This is a genomic window from Neorhizobium sp. LMR1-1-1.1 (assembly GCF_040675795.1).
In the GTDB taxonomy this organism is placed as follows: Bacteria; Pseudomonadota; Alphaproteobacteria; order Rhizobiales; family Rhizobiaceae; genus Neorhizobium; species Neorhizobium cellulosilyticum.
The window spans coordinates 1-4,574 of record NZ_JBEGHE010000044.1 but is presented as its reverse complement, the minus strand read 5'-3'; the positions used below and the strand labels follow the sequence as shown (position 1 = coordinate 4,574).

Here is a 4,574-nt window from a genome sequence, read left to right as displayed (position 1 = left end):
GCCGCAGCAGCTCAGAAGAGAGGAGAAAAGGCCAATCCCTTGACCAAAGCCTGATCAGAAAACCATACTCAGAGGTGGCTCACTTCTCGGTGGAAAAACCGGCTCAGTTCCGCGTGGAAACCAACACCGGTTCCAAAAGACTCGAAATTGCCAATTTGCCGAAATCGTAAGCCATTGATTTTATGGTAAATGAAGTCTTACAGGAACGCTATCTGAATATTATGGTTCCTCACATGGTATGATTGCGGGCTGGCGCTATAACCATCGATAAGTACCTCTTATCGGAGGTAAGCCATCCATAGTGAAATTCTCGCCATCTTGCGTGCTCGTCGTTATATTCGAGTGAGGTTTTCGATGAGGCACACCATGTCCGAACCACAGCTTTCCATACGTAGCAGCAAGGCCCGCGACCTGGCCCATGCGCTCTCCCGTCGCACCGGCCAGCCGATCAACCGGCTCGTCGAGCTGGCGCTCGAGCGTTATGATCAGGAGCTGCGTTCTGACGCCACCCGCTACCCAATGGATGCCGTCTGGGATATGGCAGCTGAGGACCGACGCAATATCGCACCCGGCACGACGTCGAACCACGATGAATTCTACGACGAGAACGGTCTGCCGATATGATCGCTGTCGATACGTCGGTCATCATCGCGATTGCCGCGAACGAGGCCGAAGCCGAGGTGTTCAGGCCACTCATAGGCCGTCAGCCAGTGATCATCGGCTGGCCTACGCTGCTGGAAGCGCCAATGGTACTTACCGGCAAAGGATTTGCCAGTGCAGCAAAGATGATAGAGCGTCTCGCGGTAACACCGAACGTCACGACCATCGCATTCGACGAAAAACATTATCGTGCGGCCGAAGACGCTTTCGAGCGGTACGGCCGGGTCGTCATCTGGCTGCGCTCAATATGGGCGACTGCTTCTCCTACGCCGTTGCGGCAATCGCCAGGGCGCCTCTGTTGTTCAAGGGTCATGATTTCGGGCAGACAGATCTAAAAATCCATCCAGCCTCGTCAATGGCATGACGAGGTCGGCTGCCGCACGCAAAAAGTGGGTTTTGATGCTGGGGCCTTTTTCCCATGGCGATTGTTCTTGTCAATGTTCTTGTCACGCTGTCACGGATGTGTTGATGGGAACGGAAGCCAATCGCGCTCGAGCGAACAGCCCCGACGACCTGGCGCGTGCCGGGGACTGCGCTCTTTACGGATCGCGGTCTTTTTCAAGAGGGATGAGCAGGCTGGGAAATTCGGTTTCGGCAGGAAGGCCGGCAATTCTCCGCATCAATCGGTCCAGTCGATCCGTCGTAAAAGCCTTGTCGGCGAACCAGATCTCGATTTCGGCCGGATCAAGCGTATCAACCATAGAGAATGTCGGCACAACGCAGCCCGACGCCCGGATGGTGCGAATGTTGTGCTGGTATCGCCGGATGCGTTCCGCCATCGGCAGATCGGATCCGGTCCTCAAAAGCTTGTCTTTGGGCCATTCAGGCACTGGCATCTCCTCCCGTTCAACGAATTGTAGCAGCATCGGTCGGCCGCGCCATTGGCGAAAGACAAGTTCTACATTCATCAGCCGGCAAAGACGTTGATGTCTCGTTGAGACGAAGTTGCCTGATACTGCGTACAACTGGCCTACCCAAGCCACCCCTTCATCGCCAAACAAGGCATTGTTTATGGAAGATCGCATCCGCTTCGCGCTCGAAAAGCTGCGCAACATCGCCCATCAGGATTCCGGCCAGGGCCGGCGGGTGGCGAACTTTCTGCTCGCCTGGTGGAATGCCGAAGAGCACGGCGGCTTCGACCTGACAGATCTGGCCAATGTCGATCGCGAAGTTTCCGAGGACATGGCGACGATCTTTACCTGGCTCGCGCGTGAGGAAGATGTGGTTTACCTCTACGAGTATCGCAGCGAAATCGAGCAGGTGATTGCGCGCTGGCGGCCCCAGGCGGCTGTGAAATGATGGCAAAGTCCCGCAAGGCTGCTCAGGATCTCTCTACCGTTGAGGGACGGATCGCAGAGCTCGACACGATCGCTGCCGTCCTGCCACTGGAGCGGCGTGACGAGCTGGCCGAGCTTTTGACTGATCAGGATGTTGAGACGCTGCGCCACCTCGTCAACGAAGGCATGGGCGAAAACACGCTTCGCGCGCTTACCTCCGATCTTGCCTATTTACAGGCCTGGTCGCTGGCGGCCACGGGGAAGTCTTTGCCCTGGCCGGCGCCCGAGGCGCTGCTGCTGAAATTCGTGGCGCATCATTTGTGGGATCCGGCAAAGCGCGAAACCGATCCGGAGCACGGAATGGCGGCAGCCGTGGAGCAAAGCCTCCGCACCCAGGGTTTTCTGAAGGTGACCGGCCCGCATGCGCCTGACACCGTGCGCCGGCGGCTGGCCAGCTGGTCGACCCTGACGAAATGGCGCGGGCTTTCCGGAGCCTTCGCCTCCCCTGCCCTCAAGTCTGCGATGCGCCTTGCCGTTCGAGCCACGCCGCGGCCGCGTAAACGAAAAAGCGCCAAGGCGATCACCGGCGATGTGCTGGCAAAGCTGCTGGCGACCTGTGCGAGCGGCAGTCTGCGCGATCTCCGTGACCGGGCGATCCTGATGGTCGCGTTCGCCTCAGGTGGACGCCGGCGCAGCGAGATTGCTGGACTGCGTCGCGAGCAGCTAACGGTCGAGCCAACGATCGTTGTCGAAGGCGGCCCTCCCCTCCCCTCGCTTGCCATTCGTCTCGGACGGACGAAAACATCCGGTGCCGATCACGACGAGGTCGTCTATCTTACCGGCCGGCCGGTCGAGGCGCTGGAAGCATGGATGACGGCGGCAAAGATCGACGCGGGATCCGTGTTTCGAAAAGTCGATCGCTGGGGGAATGTGTCGAACCGGGTGCTGGATCCGAAATCGGTCAACGATATCGTCAAGCAGCGGGCGGCGATGGCCGGCTTGGAGCCGGGGGAGTTTTCGGCACATGGGTTGCGGTCGGGATATCTGACCGAGGCAGCTAATCGTGGGATCCCGCTCCCCGAGGCGATGGAGCAGTCACGGCATCGATCGGTGCAGCAGGCATCGAGCTATTACAATAACGCGACGCGGCGAAGTGGGCGTGCGGCACGACTTCTGTGATATTCGCAAAACGCTGGCTTGTTGACCATGGGGCGAGGCAGCCGCAGAATAATTCTGCATCTTTTGATGCAGCGTAGCGAACTATAACTTTCAATTCTGGGACGGCCCGCTCTGGAGATCGGGGGATCCTGAAATCTGCAAAGCGCTTTGCGCAATGTCTCGAACATACTTTCACGACCAAGGATAGCTGTCATTGGAAGAAATCATCGGTTCAGTTGGGGTGTTTTTCATTTTGATCAGTGCGGCGTTCGGTGTCATGTGGCTTTGCCCGCGGCTTCCGGCTCACCACAGAGACGACGAGACAAACACCATCGTCAGGCTGATTGCGAATATTTTTGCGATCATGACGTCGCTGGTGTTCGGACTGATGATCAATTCGTCGAAGGCGACCTATGAAACGATTGACCGCAATGTTCATTCCTACGCCACCCAGATTATCCTTCTTGATCGTAGCTTGCGGACGTATGGCTTGGGTGCTGTCCAAGCACGGCAAAGCCTGAAAGACTATTTAGCCGCGGCAATCGATGCGCCCGAGCGTGCCAACCAAGCACCGGGCTCCAGATTGGCTGAGCAACGACTTGCAACTATTGGCGATCATCTGGCCATGCTCCAACCGGCCGACGGATATCACCTTTCCCTGATAACTGAGGCGCAGCGCCAGTATCGGCAGATCGTCGAGCAACGCTGGTCCATAGTAGAGCAATCCGAGGGGATCATTCCTACACCGTTGATCGTCATGCTGATCGCCTGGTTGACGTTGATCTTCGCGTCGTTTGGATATCGCGCACCATTCAACCCAGTGATAGCAGGCATGTTCGTCGTCTCTTCTGGTCTCGTGGCGGCGTCGATCTATCTTGTCCTGGACATGGACATTCCATTTGCTGGCGCGATTCAGATTTCAGATGCTCCCCTCAAAAGAGCGCTTGTCCAGCTTGAGCTCTAATCGATGAGATCGCCGCGGAAATTGTCGCAGTGGGCGCGCGCGGCTGCTCTAGTGGGCGACCGGAACAATCGGTGTCCTCCGGCTGTTTAGCCTATGTGCCGCTGCACCTCCCGTAGATCTCACTTCATAGACGACTGAAAGAGCGGCGAACCAACGCTTTCATGCTGCCGTTGGATGTAAGCGCGTCAACCGCAGCACCGCGTTGCCTTTGTCCCCAGCACCCTGTTGGGGCCGCTCTCACCGACAAGGAAGCCGGAATATGACTGACGGCAAAACATTCTCGCTCAGCGCCAATGGAGACAGCTGGTCGCTCGAGACCGATCCATCGACAGGTCAGGCGATCGTTCTTCACACAGCGAACGCATCGTCTGGCGGACATGAAACCAGGAGCACCATAGATCGGTTTCTTGAGGTGAGCGTCGGCAAGCCCGAGCACGACTCGCTCCTGCAGATCCTGGGCAGGACGGAAGATCTTGACCCGCAGCCCAACGATAGTTTGCAGACACCATCTTACC

General features: G+C 57.6%; 7 protein-coding genes. 6 read left to right on the top strand and 1 reads right to left on the bottom strand.

Features of this window, described 5'->3' with window-relative positions:
- Positions 1–366: 366 nt before the first annotated feature.
- Both MRBLMR1_RS23160 and MRBLMR1_RS23155 read left to right on the top strand, forming a co-directional pair.
- A complete protein-coding gene (locus MRBLMR1_RS23160; RefSeq protein WP_500066481.1) occupies positions 367–624 on the top strand; it encodes a type II toxin-antitoxin system VapB family antitoxin in 258 nt (85 codons plus the stop codon).
- Positions 621–995, top strand: a complete 375-nt coding sequence (locus MRBLMR1_RS23155) for a type II toxin-antitoxin system VapC family toxin (protein ID WP_500066479.1) — start codon at positions 621–623, stop codon at positions 993–995. The genes MRBLMR1_RS23160 and MRBLMR1_RS23155 overlap by 4 nt, the downstream gene beginning before the upstream one ends.
- A 204-nt stretch (positions 996–1,199) precedes the next feature.
- Here MRBLMR1_RS23155 and MRBLMR1_RS23150 read toward each other — a convergent pair whose 3' ends face one another.
- Entirely contained in the window at positions 1,200–1,685 is a 486-nt protein-coding gene (locus MRBLMR1_RS23150; RefSeq protein WP_500066478.1) for a hypothetical protein, read from the bottom strand.
- Between MRBLMR1_RS23150 and MRBLMR1_RS23145 the strand changes: the two genes are divergently transcribed.
- From MRBLMR1_RS23145 to MRBLMR1_RS23130, 4 genes are all read left to right on the top strand, one after another.
- Positions 1,672–1,959 (top strand): DUF7673 family protein, encoded by a 288-nt coding sequence (locus MRBLMR1_RS23145; protein ID WP_500066476.1) that lies wholly within the window; start codon positions 1,672–1,674, stop codon positions 1,957–1,959. The two genes, MRBLMR1_RS23150 and MRBLMR1_RS23145, sit on opposite strands and share 14 nt — an antisense overlap.
- Positions 1,959–3,116, top strand: a complete 1,158-nt coding sequence (locus MRBLMR1_RS23140) for a site-specific integrase (RefSeq protein ID WP_500066483.1) — start codon at positions 1,959–1,961, stop codon at positions 3,114–3,116. The genes MRBLMR1_RS23145 and MRBLMR1_RS23140 overlap by 1 nt, the downstream gene beginning before the upstream one ends.
- 187 nt (positions 3,117–3,303) lie before the next feature.
- Positions 3,304–4,059 carry a bestrophin-like domain gene (locus MRBLMR1_RS23135; RefSeq protein WP_183688601.1) on the top strand — a complete coding sequence of 252 codons (756 nt, stop codon included), beginning with the start codon at positions 3,304–3,306 and terminating at the stop codon, positions 4,057–4,059.
- 259 nt (positions 4,060–4,318) lie between these two features.
- Positions 4,319–4,574, top strand: a 256-nt coding sequence (locus tag MRBLMR1_RS23130) for a hypothetical protein (protein ID WP_500066474.1), incomplete at its 3' end; no start/stop codon positions are given.

What these genes read in the sequence shown, in the direction of transcription:
- MRBLMR1_RS23160 (WP_500066481.1), top strand. Translation starts at nt 367, where the DNA reads ATGTCCGAACCACAGCTTTCCATACGTAGCAGCAAGGCCCGCGACCTG.
- MRBLMR1_RS23155 (WP_500066479.1), top strand. Translation starts at nt 621, where the DNA reads ATGATCGCTGTCGATACGTCGGTCATCATCGCGATTGCCGCGAACGAG.
- MRBLMR1_RS23145 (WP_500066476.1), top strand. Translation starts at nt 1,672, where the DNA reads ATGGAAGATCGCATCCGCTTCGCGCTCGAAAAGCTGCGCAACATCGCC.
- MRBLMR1_RS23150 (WP_500066478.1), bottom strand. Translation starts at nt 1,685, where the DNA reads ATGCGATCTTCCATAAACAATGCCTTGTTTGGCGATGAAGGGGTGGCT.
- MRBLMR1_RS23140 (WP_500066483.1), top strand. Translation starts at nt 1,959, where the DNA reads ATGGCAAAGTCCCGCAAGGCTGCTCAGGATCTCTCTACCGTTGAGGGA.